Source organism: Leifsonia sp. Root112D2 (assembly GCF_001424905.1).
Classification (GTDB): Bacteria; Actinomycetota; Actinomycetes; order Actinomycetales; family Microbacteriaceae; genus Root112D2.
This window is the reverse complement of record NZ_LMCU01000001.1, coordinates 779759-803782: the sequence shown is the minus strand read 5'-3', so window position 1 is coordinate 803782 and position 24024 is coordinate 779759. Positions and strand designations below refer to the sequence as shown.

Annotated in this window: 20 protein-coding genes; 5 read left to right on the top strand and 15 right to left on the bottom strand. The window is 66.2% G+C overall.

What is annotated here, in order from left to right:
• Nucleotides 1–35: 35 nt before the first annotated feature.
• The 9 genes from ASC63_RS03680 to ASC63_RS03640 all read right to left on the bottom strand — a co-directional run bounded on the left by ASC63_RS03680 (nucleotide 36) and on the right by ASC63_RS03640 (nucleotide 11050).
• On the bottom strand, nucleotides 36–1460 hold the full coding sequence (locus ASC63_RS03680; protein ID WP_055810040.1) for a rhamnulokinase: 1425 nt from the start codon (nucleotides 1458–1460) through the stop codon (nucleotides 36–38).
• Nucleotides 1457–3493 (bottom strand): bifunctional rhamnulose-1-phosphate aldolase/short-chain dehydrogenase, encoded by a 2037-nt coding sequence (locus ASC63_RS03675; RefSeq protein ID WP_055810038.1) that lies wholly within the window; start codon nucleotides 3491–3493, stop codon nucleotides 1457–1459. The genes ASC63_RS03680 and ASC63_RS03675 overlap by 4 nt, the downstream gene beginning before the upstream one ends.
• Entirely contained in the window at nucleotides 3490–4407 is a 918-nt protein-coding gene (locus ASC63_RS03670) for an alpha/beta hydrolase (RefSeq protein ID WP_235491775.1), read from the bottom strand. Before ASC63_RS03670 ends, ASC63_RS03675 begins: the two co-directional genes overlap by 4 nt.
• Complete coding sequence (gene rhaI, locus ASC63_RS03665) at nucleotides 4404–5570, bottom strand: L-rhamnose isomerase (RefSeq protein ID WP_055810032.1); 1167 nt, start codon at nucleotides 5568–5570, stop codon at nucleotides 4404–4406. The genes ASC63_RS03670 and rhaI overlap by 4 nt, the downstream gene beginning before the upstream one ends.
• A 204-nt stretch (nucleotides 5571–5774) precedes the next feature.
• Entirely contained in the window at nucleotides 5775–6833 is a 1059-nt protein-coding gene (gene rhaS / locus ASC63_RS03660; RefSeq protein WP_055810029.1) for a rhamnose ABC transporter substrate-binding protein, read from the bottom strand.
• 75 nt (nucleotides 6834–6908) lie between these two features.
• Entirely contained in the window at nucleotides 6909–7946 is a 1038-nt protein-coding gene (locus ASC63_RS03655) for an ABC transporter permease (protein ID WP_055810027.1), read from the bottom strand.
• Nucleotides 7943–9007 (bottom strand): ABC transporter permease, encoded by a 1065-nt coding sequence (locus tag ASC63_RS03650; protein ID WP_055810023.1) that lies wholly within the window; start codon nucleotides 9005–9007, stop codon nucleotides 7943–7945. The genes ASC63_RS03655 and ASC63_RS03650 overlap by 4 nt, the downstream gene beginning before the upstream one ends.
• Nucleotides 9004–10527, bottom strand: a complete 1524-nt coding sequence (locus ASC63_RS03645; protein WP_055810021.1) for a sugar ABC transporter ATP-binding protein — start codon at nucleotides 10525–10527, stop codon at nucleotides 9004–9006. The genes ASC63_RS03650 and ASC63_RS03645 overlap by 4 nt, the downstream gene beginning before the upstream one ends.
• A 166-nt stretch (nucleotides 10528–10693) precedes the next feature.
• A complete protein-coding gene (locus ASC63_RS03640) occupies nucleotides 10694–11050 on the bottom strand; it encodes an L-rhamnose mutarotase (protein WP_055810018.1) in 357 nt (118 codons plus the stop codon).
• Between the two features lie 100 nt (nucleotides 11051–11150).
• Between ASC63_RS03640 and ASC63_RS03635 the strand changes: the two genes are divergently transcribed.
• From ASC63_RS03635 to ASC63_RS03620, 4 genes are read left to right on the top strand one after another with little or no spacing between them, the layout of a single operon-like run.
• On the top strand, nucleotides 11151–12500 hold the full coding sequence (locus ASC63_RS03635) for a GH1 family beta-glucosidase (protein ID WP_082487150.1): 1350 nt from the start codon (nucleotides 11151–11153) through the stop codon (nucleotides 12498–12500).
• A 5-nt stretch (nucleotides 12501–12505) separates the two neighbouring features.
• Complete coding sequence (gene rhmD / locus ASC63_RS03630; RefSeq protein ID WP_055810015.1) at nucleotides 12506–13729, top strand: L-rhamnonate dehydratase; 1224 nt, start codon at nucleotides 12506–12508, stop codon at nucleotides 13727–13729.
• Nucleotides 13726–14796 carry a Gfo/Idh/MocA family protein gene (locus ASC63_RS03625; protein WP_055810011.1) on the top strand — a complete coding sequence of 357 codons (1071 nt, stop codon included), beginning with the start codon at nucleotides 13726–13728 and terminating at the stop codon, nucleotides 14794–14796. Before rhmD ends, ASC63_RS03625 begins: the two co-directional genes overlap by 4 nt.
• Nucleotides 14797–14805: 9 nt before the next feature.
• A complete protein-coding gene (locus tag ASC63_RS03620) occupies nucleotides 14806–15561 on the top strand; it encodes an SDR family NAD(P)-dependent oxidoreductase (RefSeq protein WP_055810008.1) in 756 nt (251 codons plus the stop codon).
• A 176-nt stretch (nucleotides 15562–15737) separates the two neighbouring features.
• Here ASC63_RS03620 and ASC63_RS03615 read toward each other — a convergent pair whose 3' ends face one another.
• Nucleotides 15738–16676: a quinone oxidoreductase family protein gene (locus tag ASC63_RS03615; protein WP_055810006.1), complete on the bottom strand. Its 939-nt coding sequence runs from the start codon at nucleotides 16674–16676 to the stop codon at nucleotides 15738–15740.
• Between the two features lie 79 nt (nucleotides 16677–16755).
• Between ASC63_RS03615 and ASC63_RS03610 the strand changes: the two genes are divergently transcribed.
• Nucleotides 16756–17223 (top strand): MarR family winged helix-turn-helix transcriptional regulator, encoded by a 468-nt coding sequence (locus ASC63_RS03610; protein WP_082487145.1) that lies wholly within the window; start codon nucleotides 16756–16758, stop codon nucleotides 17221–17223.
• Here the strand turns inward: ASC63_RS03610 and ASC63_RS03605 are convergent.
• The 5 genes from ASC63_RS03605 to ASC63_RS03585 form a co-directional block, all read right to left on the bottom strand.
• Complete coding sequence (locus ASC63_RS03605) at nucleotides 17220–18224, bottom strand: LacI family DNA-binding transcriptional regulator (RefSeq protein ID WP_055810004.1); 1005 nt, start codon at nucleotides 18222–18224, stop codon at nucleotides 17220–17222. The two genes, ASC63_RS03610 and ASC63_RS03605, sit on opposite strands and share 4 nt — an antisense overlap.
• An 84-nt stretch (nucleotides 18225–18308) precedes the next feature.
• Entirely contained in the window at nucleotides 18309–20924 is a 2616-nt protein-coding gene (locus tag ASC63_RS03600; RefSeq protein ID WP_200936765.1) for an alpha-L-rhamnosidase, read from the bottom strand.
• 8 nt (nucleotides 20925–20932) lie between these two features.
• Nucleotides 20933–21757, bottom strand: coding sequence for a carbohydrate ABC transporter permease (locus ASC63_RS03595; RefSeq protein WP_055810001.1), 825 nt, complete (start codon nucleotides 21755–21757; stop codon nucleotides 20933–20935).
• Nucleotides 21754–22698, bottom strand: a complete 945-nt coding sequence (locus ASC63_RS03590; RefSeq protein WP_055809998.1) for a carbohydrate ABC transporter permease — start codon at nucleotides 22696–22698, stop codon at nucleotides 21754–21756. Before ASC63_RS03590 ends, ASC63_RS03595 begins: the two co-directional genes overlap by 4 nt.
• Before the next feature lie 7 nt (nucleotides 22699–22705).
• The gene (locus ASC63_RS03585; protein ID WP_055809995.1) at nucleotides 22706–24016 is read right to left on the bottom strand and encodes an ABC transporter substrate-binding protein; all 1311 of its coding nucleotides are present in this window, start codon (nucleotides 24014–24016) and stop codon (nucleotides 22706–22708) included.
• Between the last annotated feature and the right edge of the window lie 8 nt (nucleotides 24017–24024).

The following is a 24024-nucleotide window of genomic DNA, read 5'->3' as shown; positions in this document are numbered from 1 at the left end:
GCGAGTGGGGGCGTGGGCGCGTAGGGAGCGACGCGCTAGCGGGGGTGGGGGGCGTAGTGCAGCGGCTCGATGCTTGCGGCGACGAGGGCGCGCAGTGACTCGAGGTCGCCCGAGATGAGGCCAGCGGCGCGCGCCTGCACGAGCACATTGCCCAGAGCGGTCGCCTCGACGGGGCCGGCCAGCACGGGCAGCCCCGAGCGGTCGGCCGTCAGCTGGCAGAGCAGCGCGTTCTGTGAGCCGCCGCCCACGATGTGAATCGTGCGCACCGTCTTGTTCGAGAGAGCGGATGCGGTGTGCACGGCATCCGAGAACGCCTCGGCAAGGCTCTCGATGATGCTGCGCACACACTCCGCCGGGCTCTGCGGAACCGGCTGATCGTGCTCGACACACCACGCGGCGATGCGAGCCGGCATGTCGCCCGGCTCGAGGAAGCGCGGATCGTTGGCGTCGAAGACCGCGACCGCAGTGCTCACCGCCTCTGCCGCCGCCACCAACGGAAGCAGCTCGACGCTGGGGTCGCTCTTCTGCCAGGTGCGCACCGACTCGCTCAGCAACCAGGTGCCCATCACGTTATGCAGAAAGCGCACGCGTCCGTCGACGCCGCCCTCGTTGGTGAAGTTGGCCGCGCGGCTGGCCTCAGTGCGAACCGGATGCTCGAGCTCGACACCCACAAGCCCCCACGTGCCGCAAGAGATGTACGCGGCATCCGCATCTGTCATGGGAACCGCAACGACGGCCGACGCGGTGTCGTGCGAGCCGACAGCGACGACCGGGGTCGCGGCATCCAGCCCCGTCGCATCCGCAACGTGCGGCAACAGCGTGCCGATGCGCTCGCCGGGCTGAACAAGCGGTGGCAGGATGCCGCGCGGCAGTCCCAGACGTTCGATCAGGGCGTCGTTCCACCGGGGCTCGCCGCCGAGCGTGAGCAGGCCCGTCGTCGAGGCGTTGGTGCTCTCCGCAACCCGGGCACCGCTCAGCCAGAAGGCAATGAGGTCGGGCACGAGCAGCGCCTGATCGGCCAGCTCGAGCATGCCGCTCAGCCGCTCGGCCTCGAACTGGTAGAGGGTGTTGAAGGGGAGGAACTGCAGGCCGTTCTCGGCGTAGAGCTCGGTGAATGGCATCCGCTCATGAATGGATGCGACGCCGGTCGCGGTGCGCGCGTCACGGTAGTGCAAAGGGGCGCCGAGCAGACGGTCGCCGCGCAGCAGACCGTAGTCGACGGCCCAGGAGTCGATGCCGACGCTGGCCAGTCCGGGGGAGCGGCGGGCGGCCTGGCCAAGTCCTTCGATGACCGAGCGGTAGAGCTCGAGAATGTTCCAGTGCAGGCCGTCCACCGTGTGCACGGGGGTGTTCGCAAAGCGATGCACCGCCTCAAGTCGCAACTCGCCCGGCCCAACGTGGCCGAGCATGACCCGTCCGCTCGTGGCCCCCAGGTCGACGGCCGCGACCGTGCCCGTCATCGCAGGAAGGCGGCGGCGACGCCGGCGTCGACGGGGATGTGCAGGCCCGTCGTGTGGGAGAGGTCGCTCGTGCAGAGCACGAAGACCGCGTTGGCCACGTTTTCGGGCAGCACCTCGCGCTTGAGCAGGGTGCGCTGGGCGTAGTAGGCGCCGAGCTCCTCCTCGGGCACGCCGTAGACGGCGGCGCGCTTGGCGCCCCAGCCGCCGGCGAAGATGCCGGAGCCGCGCACGACGCCATCCGGGTTGATGCCGTTGACCTTCACGCCATACTCACCCAGTTCGGCCGCGAGCAGGCGCACCTGGTGGGCCTGGTCGGCCTTTGTGGCCGAGTAGGCGATGTTGTTCGGGCCGGCGAAGACCGAGTTCTTTGACGAGATGTAGATGATGTCGCCGCCGAGTTTCTGGTCGATCAAGACGCGGGCGGCGGCGCGCGAGACCAGGAACGAGCCCTTGGCCATCACGTTGTGCTGCAGGTCCCAGTCCGCGACGGTGGTCTCCAGCAGCGACTTCGACAGTGACAGTCCGGCGTTGTTGACGACCAGGTCGAGGCCGCCGAAGGCGAGCACGGTGGCATCGATCGCGGCCTGCACCTGGGCCTCGTTGGTGACGTTGGCCTGGATGCCTATCGCGACATCGCTGTTGCCGAGTTCGGCCGCGGCGGCTTGCGCCTTGGCCGCATCGAGGTCGGCGATGACGACGCAGGCGCCCTCGGCGGCCAGCCGGGTGGCGATGGCCTTGCCGATTCCGGATGCCGCACCCGTCACCAGCGCGACGCGCGTCGCGAGCGGCTTCGGCTTGGGCATGCGCTGCAGCTTGGCCTCCTCGAGTGCCCAGTATTCGATGCGGAACTTCTCCGCCTCGTCGATGGGAGCGTAAGTGGAGATGGCCTCGGCGCCGCGCATCACGTTGATGGCGTTGATGTAGAACTCGCCGGCCACGCGCGCGGTCTGCTTGTTGGCGCCATAGCTGAACATGCCCACGCCCGGAATCAGCACGATCGCCGGGTCGGCGCCGCGCATCGCGGGAGAATCCGCCGTCGCGTTGCGGTCGTAGTAGCCCTGGTAGTCCACCCGATATGCCTCATGCAGCTCCTCGAGCCGCGCTATCGAATCCTCGATCGAGGCATCCCCCGGCAGGTCGAGCACGAGCGGCTTCACCTTGGTGCGCAGAAAATGGTCGGGGCAGCTGGTGCCGAGCGCTGCAAGTCTCGGGTGCTCGGCGCTCGCGAGAAAGTCGAGCACGACATCCGCGTCGGTGAAGTGGCCTACCTGCGCCTTGTCTGTCGAAACCAGTCCCCGGATGGCGGGAGCCAGCGCGGCAGCCTTCGCCAGGCGCTCGGCCTGCGCGAGCGGCGCGTAGCCCTCGAGTGCCGGGCCAAACGGCTCCGACCGGCCGTGCTCGGCAATGTACGCCGCGGCGGTCTCGATGATCCACAGCGAGTTGGCCTCGGCCTCCGCGCTGCTGTCGCCCCACGCGGTGATGCCGTGGCCGCCGAGAATGCAGCCGATCGCATGCGGATTCGCCGCCTTGATCTCGGCGATGTCGAGCCCGAGCTGGAAACCGGGGCGGCGCCAGGGCACCCACACGACCTTGCCGCCGAATGCCTTCGCCGTCAGCGCCTCGCCGTCGGCCGCCGTGGCGAACGCGATGCCCGAATCCGGGTGCAGGTGGTCGACGTGCGCCGCATCCACCAGGGCGTGCATGGCCGTGTCGATTGAGGGGGCGGCCCCGCCCTTGCCGTGCAGGGTGTAGTCGAAGGCCGCGACCATCTCGTCCTCGCGCTCAAGGCCGGGGTACACATCCACGAGCGCGCGCAGCCGGTCGAGGCGCAGCACGGCCAGGCCACCCTCGGTGAGGGTGCCGAGGTCGCCGCCTGAGCCCTTCACCCACAGCAGCTCCACGGGCTCGCCCGTCACCGGGTCGGTCTCGCTGCCCTTGGCCGAGGTGTTGCCCCCGGCATAGTTGGTGTTGCGCGCGTCGGCGCCCAGCCGGTTCGATCGGGCAATCAGTTCTGCAGCGGTCGAATTCGTCATGAGGATGCTTTCTGCTCGGTGGCGGGTGCGGCGTCGGTGTGCTGGTGGCCGACGAGTGGATTGGGGTGCAGCCAGGCCGACATGCGCTCGATGCTGAGCGCGGCCGCCGGGTTCTGCGGGTCATTGAGGTGGCCGTGACGGGTGCCATCTTCGCGAAGTACGAGCACGTCGACGCCGGCCGCTGCGAGTTCGCTCGCGTATGCCTCGCCCGAGGAGCGCAGGCTGTCGTGATCGGAATTCAGGATGAACGTCGGCGGCAGCCCCTGCAGCGCGTGGCCGCCGGGGAACGCGTAGGGATTGGCCAGCTGCGTCTCGTCGCCGACATAGTTGAGGTTCATCGCGAGCGTGAGCTCGGGTGGGAACGATGCCTCCGGCGGCAGCGCCGCGATCTTCTCGGCAAGTTCGCGGCTGGGTTCGGGCAGCCGCGCATGAACGACCGGATAGGCCAGCAGCACCGTATGGGGCTGCACGCCACCGGCATCGCGCAGGCGCAGCGAGGCTCCGGCCGAGAGGTTCGCGCCCGCGCTCGCGCCGCCGAGCGAGAGAAGAGCCGCGTCGATGCCCAGCTCGTTCGCGTGCTCGAGAGTCCAATGGAACGCGGCAACGATCTCGTCGGATGCGACGGGAAAATGCACGCCTTCGGTCGGCGGCGTCGCATCCGGGTTGCCGAAGTCGAGCAGTGACGCCAAGCGGTAGAACACCGACATGACGCGGATGCCTCGTTCGGCGAGTTGGCGGGCGACCCAGTCGGCCTCGGGCATGTCAAGGTCGCCGCCCATGAAGGCGCCGCCGTGCACCCAGACGAGACCAGGTGCCGTCGGCTCGGCGGATGCCGCGCCGCGGTAGATACGCACGGGAACCTCTCCGTGCGGGCCCGCAATCGTGCGGTCGGTGACCGAGACCTCGTCGGTCACGCTCCCCATCCCGCCTGGGTGCCGCCGACGCGGTCGGCCTCGACCTTCTCCTGGTAGCCGGATGCCGCGTATGCGGCCATCGGGTCGCCCTGCAGTCCGCGAGACTCGCGCCACTCGGCAAGCGGGCCGCGCACATCCGTGTAGAAGGCATCCATGAGAATGCCGTTGGCACCCAGCACGTCGCCTTCCGCCTGCGCGGCCTTGAGGGCCTCGGTGTCGACGAGCAGGGCGCGCGCGGTCATCTCCTGCACGTTGAGCACGGAGCGAATCTGGCCGGGAATCTTCTTCTCGATGTTGTGGCACTGGTCGAGCATGAAGGCCACGCCCGAGTCGGTGCCGTAGCCGCCGCCGCGGATGACCTCGTAGAGGATACGGAACAGCTGGAACGGGTCGGCCGCACCGACGATGAGGTCGTCGTCGGCGTAGAAGCGGCTGTTGAAGTCGAAGGAACCGAGCTTGCCGAGGCGCAGTAGCTGGGCCACGATGAACTCGATGTTTGTGCCGGGCGCGTGGTGGCCGGTGTCGAGGCAGACCAGTGCGCGCTCGCCGAGGGCCGCGACCTGCGCGTAGGAGGTTCCCCAGTCGGGAACATCGGTGTGGTAAAAAGCGGGCTCGAAGAACTTGTATTCCAGCACCAGGCGCTGGCTCTCACCGATGCGCGCATAGATCGTGGCGAGTGACTCGGCCAGGCGATCCTGGCGGGCACGGATGTCGTCCTGGCCGGGATAGTTCGTGCCATCCGCCAGCCAGATCTTCAGGTCACGCGACCCGGTCTCGCCCATGATGTCAATGCACTCGAAGTGGTGGTCGATGGCCTTCTGACGAATGCGCGGGTCGGAATGCGTGAGGCTGCCGAACTTGTAATCGTCGTCCTGGAACGTGTTGCTGTTGACAGTGCCGAGGGCGACGCCGTGATCCTTCGCGAACGCCCCGAGCGCCGCGTAGTCGTCGACCTTGTCCCACGGAATGTGCAGGGCAACCGTCGGGGACAGGCCGGTGTAGGTGTTCACCTGGGCGGCATCCGCGATTTTCTCCTGCGGGGTGCGAGGCGTGCCCGGAGTGCCGAACACCCTGAATCGCGTGCCCGAGTTGCCGAAAGCCCAGGACGGGAGTTCGATGGCCTGCTGCTCGAGCAGCGGGGTGATGGAGGCGAAGGTCGTCATGATGCTGTCACTTCTCTGTGTGAATCGAATCTGTGGGAATCGAGCGGACGTCGTGAATCGTTTCAATCAATATAGAGCGGATTGGGCGGCAGGTCAATCCATACATGGTGATGGGGCCGCATCTGTGAGCGGGCAGGCGAGGGTTACACAGGCGAGGGGCCGACCGACGCGTCACGTCGATCAGCCCCTCTCCTTGCGGTTCGCTTAGAAGTTGAACTTCTCGATGTTGGACTTGTCGAAGGTGAACGGGTCGCCGAGCAGTACAGTGCCGTCCTTCCCCACGGTGTAGTCGCCGAGCTTGCCGGCGGTGAACTTGTCGCCGTCCTTGCCCGTGATGGTTCCGTCGATCAGGGCCTTCGCCGTGTAGGCGGCGAGGTAGCCGAGGTCGGCCGGGTTCCACAGCGCGAACGCGGTGACCGTGCCGTTCGTGACGAACTTGCGCATCTGGTTCGGCGTGCCGAGACCGGTCAGCGCGACCTTGCCCTTGTACTGCGACGTCGAGAGGTAGCGTGCCGCCGCGGCGATACCGACCGTGGTAGGCGAGACGATGCCCTTCAGGTTCGGGTACTTCTGCAGCAGTGCCGCCGTCTTGTCGAAGGAGGTCTGGTCATCATCGTTGCCGTACACCGTGTCGACGAGCTTCACGTTGGGGTGGTTGGCAGCGAGGTCCTTCTTCATGAGCTCGATCCAGGCATTCTGGTTCGTCGCGTTGGCCGAGGCGGAGAGAATGGCGATGTCGCCCGCGTCACCGATCTGCTTGGTGATCAGGTCGACCTGCACCTTGGCGATGCCCTCCGAGGATGCCTGATTGACGAAGACGTCGCGGTACTTGGCGTCGGTGTCGGAGTCGAAGGTGACGATCTTCGTACCCGCTGAGCGTGCCTGCGTGAGCGCGCTGCCGAGTGCCGTGGGATCGTTCGCCGAGAGCACGATGGCTCCGACACCCTGCTGGGTGAGCGTGTTGATGTAGCTCACCTGCGCGTCGGCGGTTGCCGTCGACGGGCCAACCTCGGAATAGGTGCCGCCGAACTTCTCGACGGCCTCCTTGCCGCCCTTGTCCGAGGTGTCGAAGTACGGGTTGCCGAGGTTCTTGGGCAGGAAGGCGATCTTGTAGTTCTTGTCGCCGCCCGGCTTCGTGGAGCCGCCGTCGCCGCTGCCGCCTCCCGCGGAGCATCCGGTGGCAATGAGCGCGAACGCGAGCACGCCCGCGCTGAGGCTGAGGGCGCGATTAACGCCCTTACGCCCGATCTTGTGAAGTGACATCTTTGTTCTTCCTTTCTGTGGATGATGAGTCGGAAGACCCGGTGTTGCAGGAATCGCCCCGGTGCATGGGGCCGGTCATCTTCGCCGCGCGCGTCGCGGGCCGAAGGCCGTCTTGAACCAGGCGATGATCCTGGGGGAGAGCACCGACAGCACGAGCAGCGCACCGGTGACGATGTTGATGGCATCCGAGCTGACGTTCGCCAGGCGCAGGGCGCTCTGCAGCACGCCGATGAGCAGCACTCCGCCGATCACACCGTGCAGTGCGCCCTTGCCACCGAAGATCGAGACCCCGCCGAGGAGCACCGCGGCGATGATGGAGAGCTCGAGGCCGTTCGCGTTATCACCCCGGGCGCTGCCGTAACGCAGCGTCCAGTACACGCCGGCCAGAGCGGAGACCAGGCCGGTGAGCAGAAAAGCGATGAACTTGGCGCGATTGACCTTGACGCCCGAGAAGCGCGCGGCATCCTTGCTCAGGCCCAGGGCGAAGAGCCCGCGCCCAAACGGCGTGAAGTGGAGGAGAGCGGCAAAGATCACCACGAGCACTGCCACAACGACCATGATCACCGGGATGCCGGTGGTGCCGAAGCGCGACTGCACCAGGTTCTGCCAGAAGAACGGAAAGTCGGTGATGGCCGTGGTTCCCAGCAGGCCGACGGCGATGCCGCGAAACAGCGCCAGCGTTCCGATGGTGACCGCCAGCGACGGCAGGCCAGCCACGGTCACCAGGAAGCCGTTGATGGCGCCCGCGACGAGCCCGACGAGCAGGCAGACGACGAGTGCAACCAGTACGGGAAGCCCGGCCTGGGTGAGCAGGCCGAACATCACGCTGCTGAGTCCGATGGTGCTGGCGACCGAGAGGTCGATCTCCCCGGTGACGATCACGAGGGTCATCGGCAGCGCGATCATGAGAATCGGCGTGGCATCGAGCAGCAGGAACCCGAGGGTGGTCGTCGTGCCGAAGTTGGGGACCATGATGGATGCGCCGACCGCGACGATGATCAGAGCGGCGATCACGGCGCTCTCTCGCGAGAGCAGCGCCCGCCGCCACGCGGGTCGGGAATAGCTGGGCATCGCCTTCGCCGTCACGGGGCGCGCCGAATCGAGGGCGGTCATCGCTCTCCTCCCGCCGTGACGGAGACGGTATCGCTGCTGGTATCTCGTTCGGTGATGAGCCGTTTGGATACGCGCAGGGCAAGCACCCGGTCGAGCACAATCGCACCGATGATCAACACGCCCACCACGGCCTGCTGCCAGAAGTCCGGGATGCCGAGAATGGGAAGGGCGCGGTTGATCGTGAGCAGCAGCATGGCGCCGATGGCCGCGCCGTAGACGCTGCCGCTGCCGCCGAAGATCGCGACACCACCGATGACCGCCGCGCCGACGGCCTGCAACTCAAGCCCGGTGCCGGTCTGCGAGTCGATCGTGCCGTAGCGCGCGGCGAACAACAGCCCGGCCAAGCCGGCGAGGGCGCCGGAGAGCACGAAGGCCACGAGGATGCGCTGGGTGACCTTCAGCCCGTACAACTCGGCGGCGGCGGGGTCGGATCCGATGGCGTAGAACTCGCGACCGCCGCGGCGATTGCGCAGATACCAGCCGGTGGCGAGCACGACGACCAGGGCGATGATGGCCAGAAAGGGGATGTACAGGAACGAACCGGTGCCGAGGCCGAGGAATTGGTCGGGCATATCGGATGCGTTGACGCGGCTGCTGCCCGCCCAGAGCACATTGATGCCGCGGTAGGCATACAGCGTTCCGAGCGTGATCACCAGAGCGGGAACCTTGCCGTACGCGACGAGCAGCCCATTCACGAGACCGAGCACGCCGCCGAAGACGATGCAGGCAATGAACACCACGACGATCGGGATGCCGTGCACATCCACGAACAAACGACCGGCGAGATACGCGGTCAGCCCCACGACCGAGCCAACCGAGAGGTCCACGCTGCGGGTGATGATGACAATGGCCTGGCCGACGGCCACCAGCACGAGAATCGACGGGGTGAGCAGCAGGTCGCGGAATCCGTCGCTGCTGAACAGGAATGACGGGTTCACGATCGTCGTGATGATCACCACGATGACCAGGGCGGCGAGGATGCCGATCTCGCGCGAGTGCAGGAAGCGGTTCAGCACGCGGCCGACGGCGCCGCCGCGACCGGGAGTGGGGACGGCGGTCATCGTGCCGCTCCTTGTGCGTGGGTGGCGGCATACATGACGGATTCGGCAGTGGCATCCGCACGGTCGATCTCGGCCGTGATGCGGCCCTCGCGCACCACCAGGATGCGGTCGGCCATCCCGAGCACCTCGGGCAGCTCGGACGAGATCATCAGGATGCCCATGCCGCGACCGGCCAGCTGGGAGATGAGCCTGTGAACCTCGGCCTTCGTGCCGACATCGATGCCGCGGGTGGGCTCATCGATGATGAGCACCTTGGGATCGGTGGCCAGCCACTTGCCGAGCACGACCTTCTGCTGGTTGCCGCCGCTGAGCGTGCCAGCCTCGGTGTCGAGGGCGCTGGACTTCAACTGCAGGCGGCTCGCCCAGACGCGGGCGGCCTCGTTCTCGGTCGCCGATCGCAGAAAACCGAAGGCGGCCAGCTTGTTGCGAATGGCCAGCGTCGAATTGCGGGCGACAGATGTCTCGAGCACCAGCCCCTGTTTGCGCCGGTCCTCGGGAACCAGCGCGAGTCCGGCATCCATCGCGGCGGCGGGATTGCGCCCGGGCACGGTGCGCCCATTCAGTTGCACCCGACCGCTGTCGTATGGATCGACGCCGAAGATGGCGCGCGCTATCTCGCTGCGGCCCGCGCCGACGAGGCCCGCCAGGGCGAGGATCTCACCGGAACGCACCGTGAAGCTCACGTCGTGGAACACGCCCGCCGAGGTGAGGTTCTCCACGGTGAGCAGCGTCTCGCCGATCTGCGCTTCCTCCTTGGGAAACAGGTCTGTCACATCGCGGCCGACCATACGGCGAACTATCTCGTCTTCGGTGACCGTCTCGATGGCATCCGTCGAGATGTACTGGCCGTCACGCATAACCGTGATCGTGTCGCAGAGCGCGAAGACCTCGTCGAAGCGGTGCGAGATGAAGACGATGGCCCGACCCTCGTCACGCAGGCTGCGGGCCACGGCGAAGAGGCGCTCGACCTCGACGCCACTCAGGGCCGCGGTCGGCTCGTCCATGACGAGCAACCGTGCGTCGAGCGAGATGGCCTTGACGATCTCGATGATCTGCTGGTCGGCGATCGACAGGCCCTCTGCGGGCCGGTCGGGATCGATGCGCACGGCGAGGCGGGCAAAGATCTCGTTCGCCTCGGCGCGCATCGCCTTGCGGTCGATGCGCCCCAGTCGGTCGGTAGGCTGGCGGCCCATGAAGATGTTTTCGGTGACGCTGAGATCGGGAAAGAGCGTCGGCTCCTGGTAGATCACGGCGATTCCGGCGGCCTTGGCTTCGGCCGTGGTGCGGAAATCGACGGATTCTCCACGGAACAGAAAATCGCCGGAGTCCCGCTGGTAGAGCCCGGCGACGATCTTGACGAGCGTGGACTTGCCCGCACCGTTCTCGCCGACCAGCGCGTGGATGGAGTTCATGTGCACCGTCAGGTTCGCCGAGGTGAGGGCGACGACAGAGCCGAACGACTTGGCGACGGACCGCAGCTCAAGGGCCGGCGGTGCTGTGGCTTCGGGGCTGGTCGACATTGAGGGGCCTGGCTGCTCTTCTTCGAGTTATCGAGACGTCGAAATGACGTGCGGCTTGAATCGATTTAACGACGATGGTTAGAGCAATCTAATACACAGTTCACAGATCGCCAACGCGTTCATGTCGTGCGCGCCGATCGTGACCGAATCCTTACCGTTCTACCCTTCAGCTCTCCAGCGACTCGAGTTGATCCTCGAGGTTGAAGATCGGCGTGAGCTGCAGGAATCCCTCGTCCGGGGCGCCCTCGAGGTCGTCGAAGAAGTCGGCCATCTCTTCCTGCCAGCGTGCGTTCACCTCGGTTGCGGCCATGGCGCTCTGCGCGGCGGCCAGGTCGCGCGTCTCGAAATAGCCGATGAGCAGGCCGTCGTCGCGCACGAAGATCGAGTAGTTGTTCCAGTCGGCACTCTTGAGCGCACGCAGCATCTCCGGCCACACGGATGCGTGCCGCACGCGATATTCGGCGAGTCGCTCGGGCTTGACCTGCAGCTGGAAGCAGACGCGTTGGCGATCGGATGCGCTCATGTGACCTTCTTCGTAGAGCAAACGGATGCTATACAAGCGACAGCATCTATGAAACGATTCATCCAACGTTACTACCGAACGCTCCCGAGAGATGGATTCAATGGCCGAACTCCTGCTGCCGCCCGACTTTGAATTCGGCGTCGCGACCAGCGCGTTCCAGATCGAAGGCGCGTGGAACGAGGACGGCAAGGGCCCCTCGATCTGGGATACCTTCAGCCAGACCCCGGGCAACACCCGCGGCGATATGCCCGGCGATATCGCCTGCGATCACTACCACCGGTATCCCGAAGACATCGCGCTGATGAAGGAACTGGGCATCGACAGCTACCGGTTCTCGCTGAGCTGGTCACGGCTCATCCCCGACGGCGTCGGCGCCGTCAACCAGAAGGGTGTCGACTTCTACAACCGGCTCATCGATGACCTTCTTGCCGCAGGCATCCGGCCGAATGTGACCCTCTATCACTGGGATCTGCCGCAGGCGCTCGAGGATCGCGGCGGCTGGCCCAACCGCGATGTAGCAGCGTGGTTCGGCGAATACTCCGCCACCTCATTCGGGCTCTTCGGTGATCGCGTGAAGCAGTGGTCGACGCTGAATGAGCCGATTGCACTCTGGGTTGGATACGCGCTCGGCGCCTTCGCGCCTGGGCTGCGCGACGAGAAGCTTGGCAGGCAGGCGATGCACAACGCGATGCTCGCGCACGGCACGAGTGTGCAGGCATTTCGTGCGGCGTCCGACGCCGACAGCCAGATAGGGATAGTTCTCGACATCTGGAAGCGGCAGCCGCTCACGGATTCGGCAGAAGACCGGGCGCTCGCCGACGAAGGTGAAGACGACGGCTTCAGGTTTTTTCTCGACACGCTACGTGGCGGCGGCTACAGCGACCGGCTGAGGAGTCGTCTGGAGAAGGCCGGCACATTCCCGCAGATCGAGCCGGAGGACCAGCAGCTCATCGAATCGCCTATCGACTACCTCGGCCTCAACGTCTACTCGCGGGTGGTCGTGGACTCGACGCAGCAGGAACCCGGTTCCTGGGCGGAGAGTCATCCGCAGCCGGGCGGCAACTTTCTGGAGAGCGGGGCGGAGTTCTATCCGCGCGCGGTCTACGAGGCCATCGAGATGGTTCGCGACGACTATGGCTGGCGCGGGCCGATCTTCATCACCGAGAACGGTCTTCCCGACGCCCCGTCATTGGAGTCGGCGAACTCGCTCGACGACGATGAGCGCATCGCCTATGTCGACGGGTTTCTGCACTGGATCTCCGTCGCAATCGACGAGGGGGCGGATGTGCGGGGCTACTACCTGTGGAGCCTCCTTGACAACTACGAATGGGGCGCCGCCTTCACCATGAAGTACGGACTCGTGCGCGTCGACCCGCAGACGCTGGTGCGAACGCCGAAGAAATCGTTCGACTGGTACAAACACACGATCACCACACGCAGAGGAGCCTGAGAACAATGCCCGGCACAGACAAAGACACCGTCGTTTCTGTCACAGCTTTCGTAGTGACATCCCCGAAGCGCGCCCGCGAGCCGGTACCGGATGCCCCGGAGGATGTTCGAGACTGGCGCCGCGGCAAGGTCGCCAACCCCATGACGAAGTATCCGGAGTTTCGCGACGACCGCCCCTCGGCGACCGGTCGTGACTCCGGCCGCACCGTCATCGTGAAGGTCGAGAGCGCATCCGGTGAGATCGGCATCGGCATGACCAACGGCGGTGTCGCCGCCGCCGCGATCATCGAACTCCACCTGGCCGACATCGTGGAGGGCCAGTCGGCATACGCGCACGAGACGATAGCCGATCGCATGTTCGCCAGCACCCTGGCCTACGGCCGCAAGGGCGTCGTGCTGCACGCGATATCCGCCGTCGACAATGCGATCTGGGATCTGCACGGGCGCCTGTCGGGCCAGCCGGTCTTCGAGCTGCTCGGCGGCCCGACGTGCGCCGACATCCCGATGTACGCCACCGGCCCGCTTGCCGGACCGATCGAGAAGCTCGGCTTCTACGGAGCCAAGCTGCCCCTGACGTACGGGCCGAGCGAGGGCGAGGAGGGGTTCCGGCGCAATGTCGAGCGGGCCACGCGTGCCCGCGAGGCGGTCGGCGATGACTTTCCGCTCTACTTCGACTGCTGGATGTCTCTCAACGTCGACTACGCGGTGCGGCTCGCGCAGGCGGTCGAGCCCCTCGGGTTCCGCTGGCTCGAGGAGCCGCTGCGGCCGGACGACTACGCGGGGCACGCCGAACTGCGTCGCCGCATGCCCGCATCCATGACGCTGAATACGGGCGAACACGAGTACACGGCAGCGGGCTTTCGGCTGCTGTGTGAGGCCGGCGTCGACATCATTCAGCCCGACCCCATGTGGTGCGGTGGCATCACCGAAATGAAACGTATCGCCGCCGTGGCCTCGGCGTACGGAAAGCGCATCATCCCTCACGTCGGGGGCGTCTACAGCTACCACTTTCTGAGTGCGTACCGGGAGACGACGTTCGTGGAGTTCCCGGTGATGGTGGGCATGGGCGACACCATCGTGCCGTTCCAGGGGCCGCTGCTCACCGGCGAACCGCTGCCGGTCAACGGTCGTATTGCGCCGACCACGGCTCCCGGCTTCGGGCTCGAGCTGAACCCGGAATTCGAACTGGTGCGTCCGGTGAAGCGTGAGCAGCTCGAGGATTACGCGTGAGCACGCGGCTTCGCTTCGCGATGGTCGGGGCCGGGTGGTGGGCGCACGCGGCGCACCTGCCTGCGCTGGCGGCGCATCCGCAAATCGAGTTCGTGGCGGTCTGCGACCCGGATGCCGCGCGTGCGGATGCGGCGGCGCGCGAGTTCGGCGCGCCCGCCGCCTTCACCGACGTCGCGGAGATGCTCGCCGCTGTCGACATCGACTGTGCGGTCGTCGCCACTCCGCACACGACACATCGGCCCGTCGTCGAAGCCCTGCTGCGCGCCGGGGTCGACGTGCTGGTGGAGAAACCGATGACCACCACGGCCGAGGATGCGTGGGCGCTGGTGCAGCTCGCCCGCGATCTGAATCGCATCCTGTCGGTCGGCCTCACCTATCAATACGCGGCGACCGCTTCGCAAGTGCGGGAGGTGGTGGCGGGCGAGATCGGCGAGCTCGTGTGCGTCAATGCCGAGTTCTCCTCCGAGACCGAGGGGCTGTTCAGCACGGTGGACCCGCTCTCCGCCCAACTGGACGACGCGAGCAAGCCGCACGGAACGACGTATTCGAATCCGCTGCTCTCCGGCGGAGGCCAGGGGCAGACCCAGCTGACCCACCTTCTCGGAAGCCTGCTCTGGAACACCGGAAAGCAGGCGGAGGAGGTGTTCGCTTACATGCACAATCGCGGCCTGACGGTCGACGTCGTCAACGCGCTGACCTTCCGCCTCGACGGGGGCACGATCGGCACCGCCACCTCCACGGGCACCACGCCGGAGGGCTCGCCGGTTCGTCACCGCATTCGCTATCACGGCACGCGCGCTGTTCTCGAACACGATCTGCTCAAGGCCGAGGCGTGGCTGTTTGAGGCAGGGGGCGGCATCCGTCACATCGAGAATGCGTCCGAGCTGCCCGCATATGCGCGGTCTGCGCCGGTGCCGGCGTTTGTGCGTCTCGTGCGGGGTGAGGCCACCAACCCGGCACCGGCGGATGTCGCCGCGGCATCCGTCTCCCTTATTGAAGCCGCATACACCTCGGCGGCCGAGCATCGACCGGTCGAGGTTCGTCGCGGCGAGATTGAGACGAGTTAGGAGCACCCCATGGCGCAGTTGCCACTCACCGTCATCGTCGGAGCAGCACAGGGAATCGGCGCGGAGGTCGCGCGCACGCTGGCGCGATCCGGCCCCGTTGTTCTCGCCGATATACGTGCGGATGCCGCGGCCGAGCTGGCCGCTGAGCTCACGGCGAGCGGTGCCGAGGCGAGGGCCCACGGCGTCGACGTGACGAACCCGGAGTCCGTCGCGGCACTCGTGGCGGCGACGCCGGGAACGCGGCGGCTCGCGATAGTTGCCGGAGCGTTCTCTGCCGGGCCGTCACTCGAGCTGGAGTCTGCCGAGTTCACGCGCATCCTCAGCATCAATCTCGTGGGTGCCTACGATGTTGCGCGCCAGTATTCGGCGGCGATGATCGAATCGGGCGGCGGCGCGATAGTGGCCATCGGCTCGATCGCGGCGCGCATGCCGCGACTGCGCCAGGCCGCGTACAGCGCGTCGAAGGCCGGCATGCGGCAGGCCATGCGCGTGCTCGGACTCGAGGTGCGTGAGCAGGGCGTTCGCATCAACTTCGTGGCTCCCGGACCGACGCAGAGCCCGATGATGGCCGAACTTGCCGCCGACCATACGGGAATCCAGCTGTGGGAGGGCGAGCTGGAGGCCTGGCGCCCGCGCATCCCTGATGGCCGGGTGGCGCAGCCGCAGGATGTGGCGAATGCCATCGAGTTTCTGCTCTCGGAGAAGGCGGCGCACATCAGCCTGCACGACCTCTACGTCGACGGCGGCGAGAGCCTCGGCATGTGACCGCCGGTCGGAGCCGCGCTCGTGTGCGTCCCGGCGTGTGCGTCTCTGCCAGTCGCGCTCGTCGTGCGGGCACGCGCGGGCGGTGTGCCGCGCGCCCCTGCCCGCACGGCTAGCGCCAGCCGCCCATGGGCATACCCGTGGCATTAACAACGGCCAGCTCAGTACGGCTAGTGCACTCACGGCACGAACACGATCCTCTCGGCAGCGGACCCGGTCTCGCTCTGTGCCCACGCCGTTTCGACCTCGGCGAGTGGCACGACTCGCGTTCGAATGTCGAATTCTCCGTCGGTGATCGCCTGGGCGATCGCCGGAAGCTCTTCGGCAAAGACGTGTCCGGCAACGGATCCCATGCCGCTGCCGAGGAACTGGAGTTGCGTGGATCGCAGCGCAGCCGACGGAATTGCGGCGTCTTGGCCGGCGACAGAGCCGATCTGAATCCACGTCAACGGTGCGCTGCGAGCTGTTCTCTGCGGAATCATGGCTCGCAGGGCGCTCACGGTCGGCTCGCCCCAGAGATAGTCGAGCACGATGTCGACATCGGCCGCGACAGCGAGCTCGTCGAGTGTGGTGGTGACGTCGGCGCCAAGCGCGCTCAACTCGTTGAGGAGGGCTTGGTTTCGACCGGCCGCAATCACCTGTGACGCACCGAAGCGCTTGGCGACCTGCACGGCCATGCGGCCGGCATTTCCTGTCGCACCCAGAACGAGGATGCGTCGTGCCGGTTGCGGATCGATGCGACGCCGCAGTGCCACCCACGACGACATGACGGGATTCATGCCCGCGGCGACGGCTATCGGATCGACATGCTCGGGAAGCACGACACTGCGGTCCATATCAATGACGGTGCGCTCGGCCATCGTTCCCAGAACGGTGTCGTCGAGCACCGCGTATCGGAGCTGCCCCTGGGCATCGCGCACCACCGCGTCCATCCCCGGCACCAGCGGGAGGTCGCGCGTGCTGGTGTAGTGCGAGCCGTTCGCCTTCGAGCGAACCAGGGGATACAGCGCCGCGGCGAGAACCTCCACGACCTCTTCCCCTTCGCGGCTGGCGATGGGTTCCGCGACCTCGGCGAAGCGAGGTGGAGCAGAAAATGATGTGACAACGGCCGCGTGCATGACGTCTCCTCAAGATTGGTTTGTATTACCACCTATTATTAGTTGGTATAACAAACTATGTCAAGCTAGACTGGGCGTCATGACGTCGAGCAGGCATCCGCAGCACTCAGACCGTGATAACGATGAGTCCGCTGCCGCGCAGACCGCCCTCATTGACGCGCTGGGCCAGGGCACATTCGTGGCCATGGGCGCGTTCACCCGAATCGCGGCGGAGCACGATCTCTCGCTCACCCAGTTGCGCGTACTTGGAATTCTGCGGGATCGCCGACTGCGCATGGCCCAGTTGGCGGACTATCTGGGGCTGGACAAGTCCACTCTTTCCGGCCTTATTGAGAGGGCCGAGCGGCGCGGCCTGGTCGCGCGCACCCGCAATACCGAGGACAAGCGGGCCGTCGACGTCTTCATGACGGATGCGGGGCACGAACTGGCCGAGAAGGTGCAGCACGATGTGCGCCTCGTCTTTGCTCCTCTGACCGATCGACTGGATGCGATGCAGCAGCGCTCGCTTACGGAAACCTTTCGCGACACCCTCGGGAGGGAGCGCTAGCTGCTGCTCGCGCGCACGATCAGTTCAGGCTTGAGCAGGTGCCGGCCGTGCGTGTGGTGCTCCTCGCCGGCGACCTCCTGCTCGAGCAATTCGAGCGCGGCACGGGCCAGGGATTCCCGCGGCTGGCGAATGGTGCTCAGCGGCACGACGGTGGATGCCGCGAAGTCGATGTCGTCGTAACCGACCACCGCGATATCCCGCGGAATCGAGAGCGTTCGGTCGAGGATGAGGGCCTGCACCAGGCCGATGGCGAGCAGGTCGTTCGCGGCGAAGACGGCATCCGGTCGATGTTCGGCGGGCATCGCCAGAATGCGCTCGGCGACGTGCCTTCCCTCTTCGACCGTGAGGTCATCCGTCTCGATGATGGAGAGCGTCACGCCCGGCGTTTCCTGCGCGGCACGGGATGCCCCGGAGAGGCGGTCGCCGATCTGGGTGAGCGGGCCACCGGCGACCACCAGTCGTCGCCTGCCCTCGTCGACGAGGTGCCGCACCGCCATGTATCCGCCCGCCTCGCCGTCGAGCCCGACCGAGCACACCTCGCTCGAATCGATGTTGCCGTCGAAGAGAACCACAGGAGTGCCGCTCGCGCGCAAGCGGCTGAGCCGTGGCGTGAGACCCTGCTGCGGAACGATGAGCAGTCCGCGCACGCGCTGCTCGTCGAACAGATCGATGTAGCGCTGTTCGCGGTCGGCGTTCTGGTCACTGGAGCCGAGCACGACCGTGTGACCGGCCTCCTCGGCCGCCGCCTCGAGTTCGTGGGCGAGATCGGCGAAGAACGGGTTGGCCACGTTCACGACGACGAAGCCGATCGCCGTGCCGCTGCCCATGCGAAGCTGGCGGGCGAGATCGTTGCGCACGAAGCCCAGGGACTGCATGGTCTGCTGCACCTTGGCCAGTGTCTTCGCACTCACCTGGTCCGGGTAGTTCAGCACGTTCGAGACCGTGCCCACGGACACGCCGGCGGCACGGGCGACGTCGCGGATGCCTACGTTGGTTCTCATGTGATGGGTGCCAGATTGATCATGGGGATATGGTGCAGCATACCGGCGCTCGCTCGTCGAGCCCGCTATTCGGCTGTCGGGCCGTCACGCCGCGGGTGCCGCGGCATCCACTTCTGTCGCGTAGCTGTAGCTGCCGTGTTCGACGGCGGAGATGACAGCGCCGTCCGGCAGTTCCACCGTCGCCGTCACGCCGACCGGCACGCGCAGCTCGAGCTCGAATCGGCGCTCGACCAGCTTCCACCCGGCGGTGATGCGACCGTAGGGCGAGTCGTAGCTCATCACAGCGCTCGTGAGGCCCGCGCCGGGCACCGGAGCCACCCGCACCGTGCGGCACGCGGGCGCGAGCGAGGTCAGCCCGCCTATCGTGCGGTGCATCCAATTCGCCACGGCACCGAAGGCATAGTGATTGAACGAGGTCATTTCCCCGGGATTGACCGAACCATCGGGAAGCAGGCTGTCCCAGCGCTCCCAGATCGTCGTTGCGCCGAGGTCCACGGCGTAGAGCCAGCTCGGGAAGGCGCGCGTCGTCAGCATGCGATAGGCGTCATCGGTGCGGCCGGCCAGGCTCAGCGCAAGCAGCACGACCGGCGTTCCGAGAAAACCCGTCGCCACGGTGAAGCCCTGCGACTCGACGAGTTCGGCCAGGCGCTCACCGGAGCGCGATCGAACCGCCGCGTCGTCGATCATCTCCCAGGCCAGCGCCATCGCGTACACGGTCTGGCAGTCGCTCGTGATGCGTCCGTCATCGTGCACGTACGCGGCAGAGAATGCAGAGCGGATGCGTTCGGCCAGCGTCGCGTAGCGCCGTTCGTCATCACCGAGGCCGAGTGCCGCGGCGCTCTGCGAGAGCAGATCCACCGAGTGAAAGAAATAGGCGGTGGCCACAACGTCCGGATCGGCTTGAGCGGCGGCAGGATCGTTCGGCGGGGCAAGCGGGTCGAGCCAATCGCCCAGTTGCTGACCGCCGCGCCAGAGCAGTTCGGGGCCGGCGAGAATGCGTACGCGTTCGACCCAGGCCACCATGCTGGCATACTGCCGCCGAAGCACTCCGGTGTCACCGTAGCGCTGGTACAGCACCCACGGCACGACGACGGCGGCGTCTCCCCAGCCGGCGAGAGTGGTCTCCTCGGGAAAGACCCGCGGCACCACGGCGGGCACCGTGCCATCGGGCAACTGGTCGAGAGCGAGCGACTCGAGCCATCCTCCGAGGAAGGAGGAGACATCGAAGAGCGTGGATGCCGTCGGTGCGAACACCTGAATGTCGCCGGTCCAGCCCAGACGCTCATCGCGCTGCGGGCAGTCCGTGGGAACATCGAGAAAGTTGCCGATCATGCTGTTGACGACGTTCTGATGCAGCTGCGACAGCGCCGGGTCGGAGCACTCGAACCAGCCGGTGCGTGTCAGCGCGCTGCCGAGGGAAACGGCTTCGAGCTCGACTATCGCCTCGGGAGGCAGGCCGGAGATCTCCGCGTAGCGGAAGCCGTGGTAGGTGAAGACCGGCTCGAGCAGTTCACCGGCGTGCCCTGCCAGTATGTAGCGGTCGGTCGCCTCGGCGGAGCGCAGCGGGCGGATCGAGAGCGCGCCGCCATCCAGAACTTCCGCGTGACGAATGGTCACCGTCGTTCCGGCGGGCGCCGTGACGCGCAGGCGCACCCAGCCGACGAGGTTGCGGCCGAAGTCGGCGATGACGGCGGGGGAGCCGTCGAGAAGGGTGACAGGGGCTATCGCCTCGAGTTCGCGAACGGGCGGCGCGACGGCAAGATCGAGCCGGCCGACTTCGGCGTGGAGCCGCTCGACGGGGGCCTGAAGCGGTGGCCGGGCGGGCATCCGCAGTTCTGTCGTCTGGCCGTCGTAGAAGTCGTTGGCGAGAATGCGCGACGGCGCCGTTCGCCAGTTCTCGTCTGTGCCGATCGTGACGCGCCGGCCGTCGGCGTATTCGAGCTCGAGTTGGGCGAGCAGGCCGAGCCTGTCGCCGTAGCTCTGGGCGCGGTGGATGGGCAGCGAAGCGATACGTCCGCGATACCAGCCGTTGCCCAGCAGCGCGCTGAGCTCGTTCTCGCCCTCGCCCAGCAGCGCCCTCACGTCGTAGCTGCGAAAGCGGATGAGCTTGTCGTACGTCGTCCACCCCGGGGTGAAGTGATCCTCCGACACCCGCTCGCCGTTGAGGTGTGGCACCACGATGCCGAGCGCCGTCACGTGCAATCGGGCGCGCAGGAGGCCGGGGTCCACCGCGAAGGTGGTTGCCAGAAGTGGCGCCGGATCAGCGGAGTCCGCACCGGCGACCGGGGTGATCCAGTGTGCCGACCAGTCGGCGGGGTGCAGCAGGGAGGCCTCAACGGCGGCGCTCGGGCTCCAGGAGCTCCAGCCGTTCGTGCCGGAGACGCGCACCCGCAGCACTGCCCGGTCTCGCGAGCCGAGCGGCGTGAACGGCCAATCGACGAGAATCTGCCCGTCGCCTTCCAGCGGCACGACGACGGTGCTGCCGTCTGGATAGCTCGCCTCGATTTCGGCACCGCGTTGTCGCCATCCGCTGGGAGCGCTGTCGATGCGCCAACTGAGCCGGGGGCGGGGAACACCGACGAAGGTGACCGGGGGGTGCCCTGGTGGCATCCGATCCGACGGGTTCGACTGTTCGAACCGGATCGGGCCATCGATGCGCACGCCGGCACGCACCGCGTCCTGCGCGGAGTCCCTGTTCATCGTGCCGCCTACTCGAGTCCTGTGCCGGCGATACCGCGGGTGAACCACTTCTGGAACACCACGAAGACGACAAGCACGGGCACCATCGCGATGACGGCGGCGGCGAATCCGACGGATGGCGAGATGTTCGAGAACTGCGTCGTGGCGAGCGGCGCGAGCGCGAGCGTCAGCACCTTGGTCTGCTCTCCCGGCGCGACGAGCAGCGGCCAGATGTAGAGATTCCAGGCGGTGAGAAAGGTGACGACCGAGTACGCCGCGATGATCGGTCGCGCCAGTGGTAAAGCGATGCTGTAGAACGTTCGGAACCAGTTGGCGCCGTCGACCCGCGCCGCCTCGATCAGGCCATCGGGAAGCGTGGAGAAGAACTGTCGGAACAGCAGCACTCCCACCGATGCCTGCCCGGCGATCGGAAGGACCAGTCCCAGGAACGTGCCGACGAGCCCGAGCTGCAGGGTGACAACGAATGTCGGGATCAGGAGCAGGTTGGTCGGCAGCAGCACGGGCACGAGGAAGAGTCCGAACACGATGTTGGAGCCGCGGAACCTGATCTTCGACAGCGCGAACCCCGCCGGCAGGCAGATGGCCAGCTGGATGAGCAGAACGCTGCCAACGAAGGCGAAGGTGTTGAAAATCGTTCGTGGGGTGAGATAGCTCCAGGCCTGCACGAAGTTGTCCCAGATCGGCGTGGTCGGGAAGAGCCTCGGCGGATACTGCGCAATGTCGCTGAACGACATCAGTGAACCCGAGAGCAGATACAGCATCGGGAAGGCGATGACCAGGCCGAGCAGGATGATCGTCGAGTAGCGGCCAATGCGTAAACGGGCGGGTTTCATCGTGAGAGTCTCCTGGTCATGAGGCGGCTGAAGCCGATGACGGCGACGATGATGACCATCTGGACCACGGAGAGCACGCTGGCGTAGCCGACATCCTGGTTGGAGAAGGCCTGCCGGTACGCGTAGAGGCTGAGGGCGGTCGTCGCGCCGAGTGGCCCGCCGTTGGTCATGATCAGTGATACGTCGAGAGAGCTGGCCACGTAGTTGACGATTTGGAGAATCGCCACCACGAAGGTCGTGGATGCCACGTTCGGCCAGGTGATCTGCCACAGCGTGCGCCACGGGCCTGCGCCATCGAGGGCAGCGGCCGAGTAGATGTCCTCGGGAACGCGCTGCAGCCCGGCAAGGTACAGGATGATCACGATCGGCAGGGCCAGCCAGATCATCATGAGCACCAGCGCCGGCAGGGCCAGTGTGCTGTCGTTGAGGATGTCAACGGGGGGCAGGCCCAATAGGCGCAGCAGCGACCCGATCGGCCCCTGCCGAGGGTCGTAGATGAAGGCCCAGAGCACCGCGGAGACGGCGACGGAGAGCACGACGGGCACGAAGTAGAGCACCCGCAGAATGCCGACGCCGGGCATGTTCGCGTTGATCAGAACGGCCAGCATGAAGCCGATGGCGATTGTCGGAACGACGCCGAGGACCACGAAGAGCAGGGTGACTCCCAGGGAGTTCCACGCCGCCGAATCGGTGGCGAGCTTCGCGAAGTTCGCCAAGCCGACGAAGGTGGGAGTGTCGAAGAAGTTCCACTCGTAGAAGCTCATCCCGATGCCCACGATGGTGGGAATGATGATGAACAGAATGAAGAGGACGAGAACCGGGGCGAGCAGCAGCCAGGCCGACGCTGCATCGGCTTTGCGATACTTGGACTTTTTGCGAGGTGATGACCGGGGGTGCCGGCGCGTGGCGTCGGCACCCCGCTTGGTCTCGAGGACGGTCAAGATGCTCCTACTTCAGCAGAGCGTTCAGCTGGTCCTGCGCGGCCGTGTACGCCTTCTCAATCGACACGCCCTTGAGCACCACCTGCTGGAGTGCGGTCTGCAGGGCGGGCACGACCTTCGGCTGCACGTCATCCGGGATGGTGTTCGGCAGGATGGCCTTCGGAACGGATGCCTTGATGGTCGCGACGAAGCTCGGCGGAACCGGGGGTGCCTCGGTCAGCCAGGCGCCGCTGTCGATGCCCTCCTTGGTGGGGGGGATGACGCCGTCGGGCTGTGCGGCCTTCAGGCCGCCATCGGTCGAGTAGAACCACGCCATGAACTGGTATGCGCCCTCTTTGTTGTCCGACTTCGCGCTGATGGAGAGCGAGTATGAACCACCGCCGGTGCCCGACTTGCCGTTCACCGTCGGTGCAGGAAGAACATCCCAGGCGTCCTTCATCTTCACCCGCAGACCCGCGACGCCGGCCGTTGAGCCGACTCCCATCGCATCCTGGTTGCTCTCGAACAGGGTGTTGTTGGTCGCAAGCGAGTACGGCGTGCCGAACTTCTCCGTGTACGGGAGAAGGACTTCCTTCCAGGCCTTGAGGCCGCCCTCGTTCGCGAAGATGAACTTCTTCGTGTCGGGGTCGTAGAGGTTGCTCCCGTAGGCGACCAGTGTCGGGTAGAAGGTGAAGACGGCGCTGCCGTCGCCGATCGGCGTCTTGATGCCGTACACCTTTCCGCCGGACTTCTCGGTGATCGCCTTCGCCGCGGCGTACATGTCGTCGGTGGTCCAGTCGGCCGTCGGAACGGGAACGCCGTACTTCTCGAAGAGCGCCGTGTGCACGGTGACGACGCTGGTATCTGCACTCACCGGGAGGCCGGTGATGGTTTTGCCCACCTTGTACTGGTCGAGGAAGGCCGGAATGAAGGCGGAAGCCTTGAGTCCGTCGTGACCCTCATCGAGCCACGGCTTGATGTCGTAGAGCAGGTGGTTCGCGTTGAGCGTCTGGTTCAGCGTGTCGTAGTTGAAGATGATGTCGGGCAGGGACTTGCTGAGTCCCTGGGTGACGAGCTGCTGGATGTATTCCGGCTGAGCGTCTGGCACCGCCTTCACGGTGACCTTGAAGCCCTTGTGGGTCTTCTCGAACTCCTTCGCATACCGCTCGAACTGCGGAACCAGGCCCGAGTTCATGCCGATCAGGATGTTCTTGCCCGCTTTGGCGTCTGTGCCACCGCTGCTTCCATTGCTGCTGGTGCACGCGGCGAAACTCGCTGTGAGCAGCGCCGCGACGGACACTGCTGCGATCCGGGTGATGAGGCGTTTTTTGGTGACCACGATGTCAA

Excerpts from the sequence above, each read along its gene's own strand:
- ASC63_RS03680 (WP_055810040.1), bottom strand. The coding sequence starts at position 1,460 with ATGACGGGCACGGTCGCGGCCGTCGACCTGGGGGCCACGAGCGGACGG.
- ASC63_RS03675 (WP_055810038.1), bottom strand. The coding sequence starts at position 3,493 with ATGACGAATTCGACCGCTGCAGAACTGATTGCCCGATCGAACCGGCTG.
- rhaI (WP_055810032.1), bottom strand. The coding sequence starts at position 5,570 with ATGACGACCTTCGCCTCCATCACCCCGCTGCTCGAGCAGCAGGCCATC.
- rhaS (WP_055810029.1), bottom strand. The coding sequence starts at position 6,833 with ATGTCACTTCACAAGATCGGGCGTAAGGGCGTTAATCGCGCCCTCAGC.
- ASC63_RS03655 (WP_055810027.1), bottom strand. The coding sequence starts at position 7,946 with ATGACCGCCCTCGATTCGGCGCGCCCCGTGACGGCGAAGGCGATGCCC.
- ASC63_RS03650 (WP_055810023.1), bottom strand. The coding sequence starts at position 9,007 with ATGACCGCCGTCCCCACTCCCGGTCGCGGCGGCGCCGTCGGCCGCGTG.
- ASC63_RS03645 (WP_055810021.1), bottom strand. The coding sequence starts at position 10,527 with ATGTCGACCAGCCCCGAAGCCACAGCACCGCCGGCCCTTGAGCTGCGG.
- ASC63_RS03640 (WP_055810018.1), bottom strand. The coding sequence starts at position 11,050 with ATGAGCGCATCCGATCGCCAACGCGTCTGCTTCCAGCTGCAGGTCAAG.
- ASC63_RS03635 (WP_082487150.1), top strand. The coding sequence starts at position 11,151 with ATGGCCGAACTCCTGCTGCCGCCCGACTTTGAATTCGGCGTCGCGACC.
- rhmD (WP_055810015.1), top strand. The coding sequence starts at position 12,506 with ATGCCCGGCACAGACAAAGACACCGTCGTTTCTGTCACAGCTTTCGTA.
- ASC63_RS03620 (WP_055810008.1), top strand. The coding sequence starts at position 14,806 with ATGGCGCAGTTGCCACTCACCGTCATCGTCGGAGCAGCACAGGGAATC.
- ASC63_RS03615 (WP_055810006.1), bottom strand. The coding sequence starts at position 16,676 with ATGCACGCGGCCGTTGTCACATCATTTTCTGCTCCACCTCGCTTCGCC.
- ASC63_RS03610 (WP_082487145.1), top strand. The coding sequence starts at position 16,756 with ATGACGTCGAGCAGGCATCCGCAGCACTCAGACCGTGATAACGATGAG.
- ASC63_RS03605 (WP_055810004.1), bottom strand. The coding sequence starts at position 18,224 with ATGAGAACCAACGTAGGCATCCGCGACGTCGCCCGTGCCGCCGGCGTG.
- ASC63_RS03600 (WP_200936765.1), bottom strand. The coding sequence starts at position 20,924 with ATGAACAGGGACTCCGCGCAGGACGCGGTGCGTGCCGGCGTGCGCATC.
- ASC63_RS03595 (WP_055810001.1), bottom strand. The coding sequence starts at position 21,757 with ATGAAACCCGCCCGTTTACGCATTGGCCGCTACTCGACGATCATCCTG.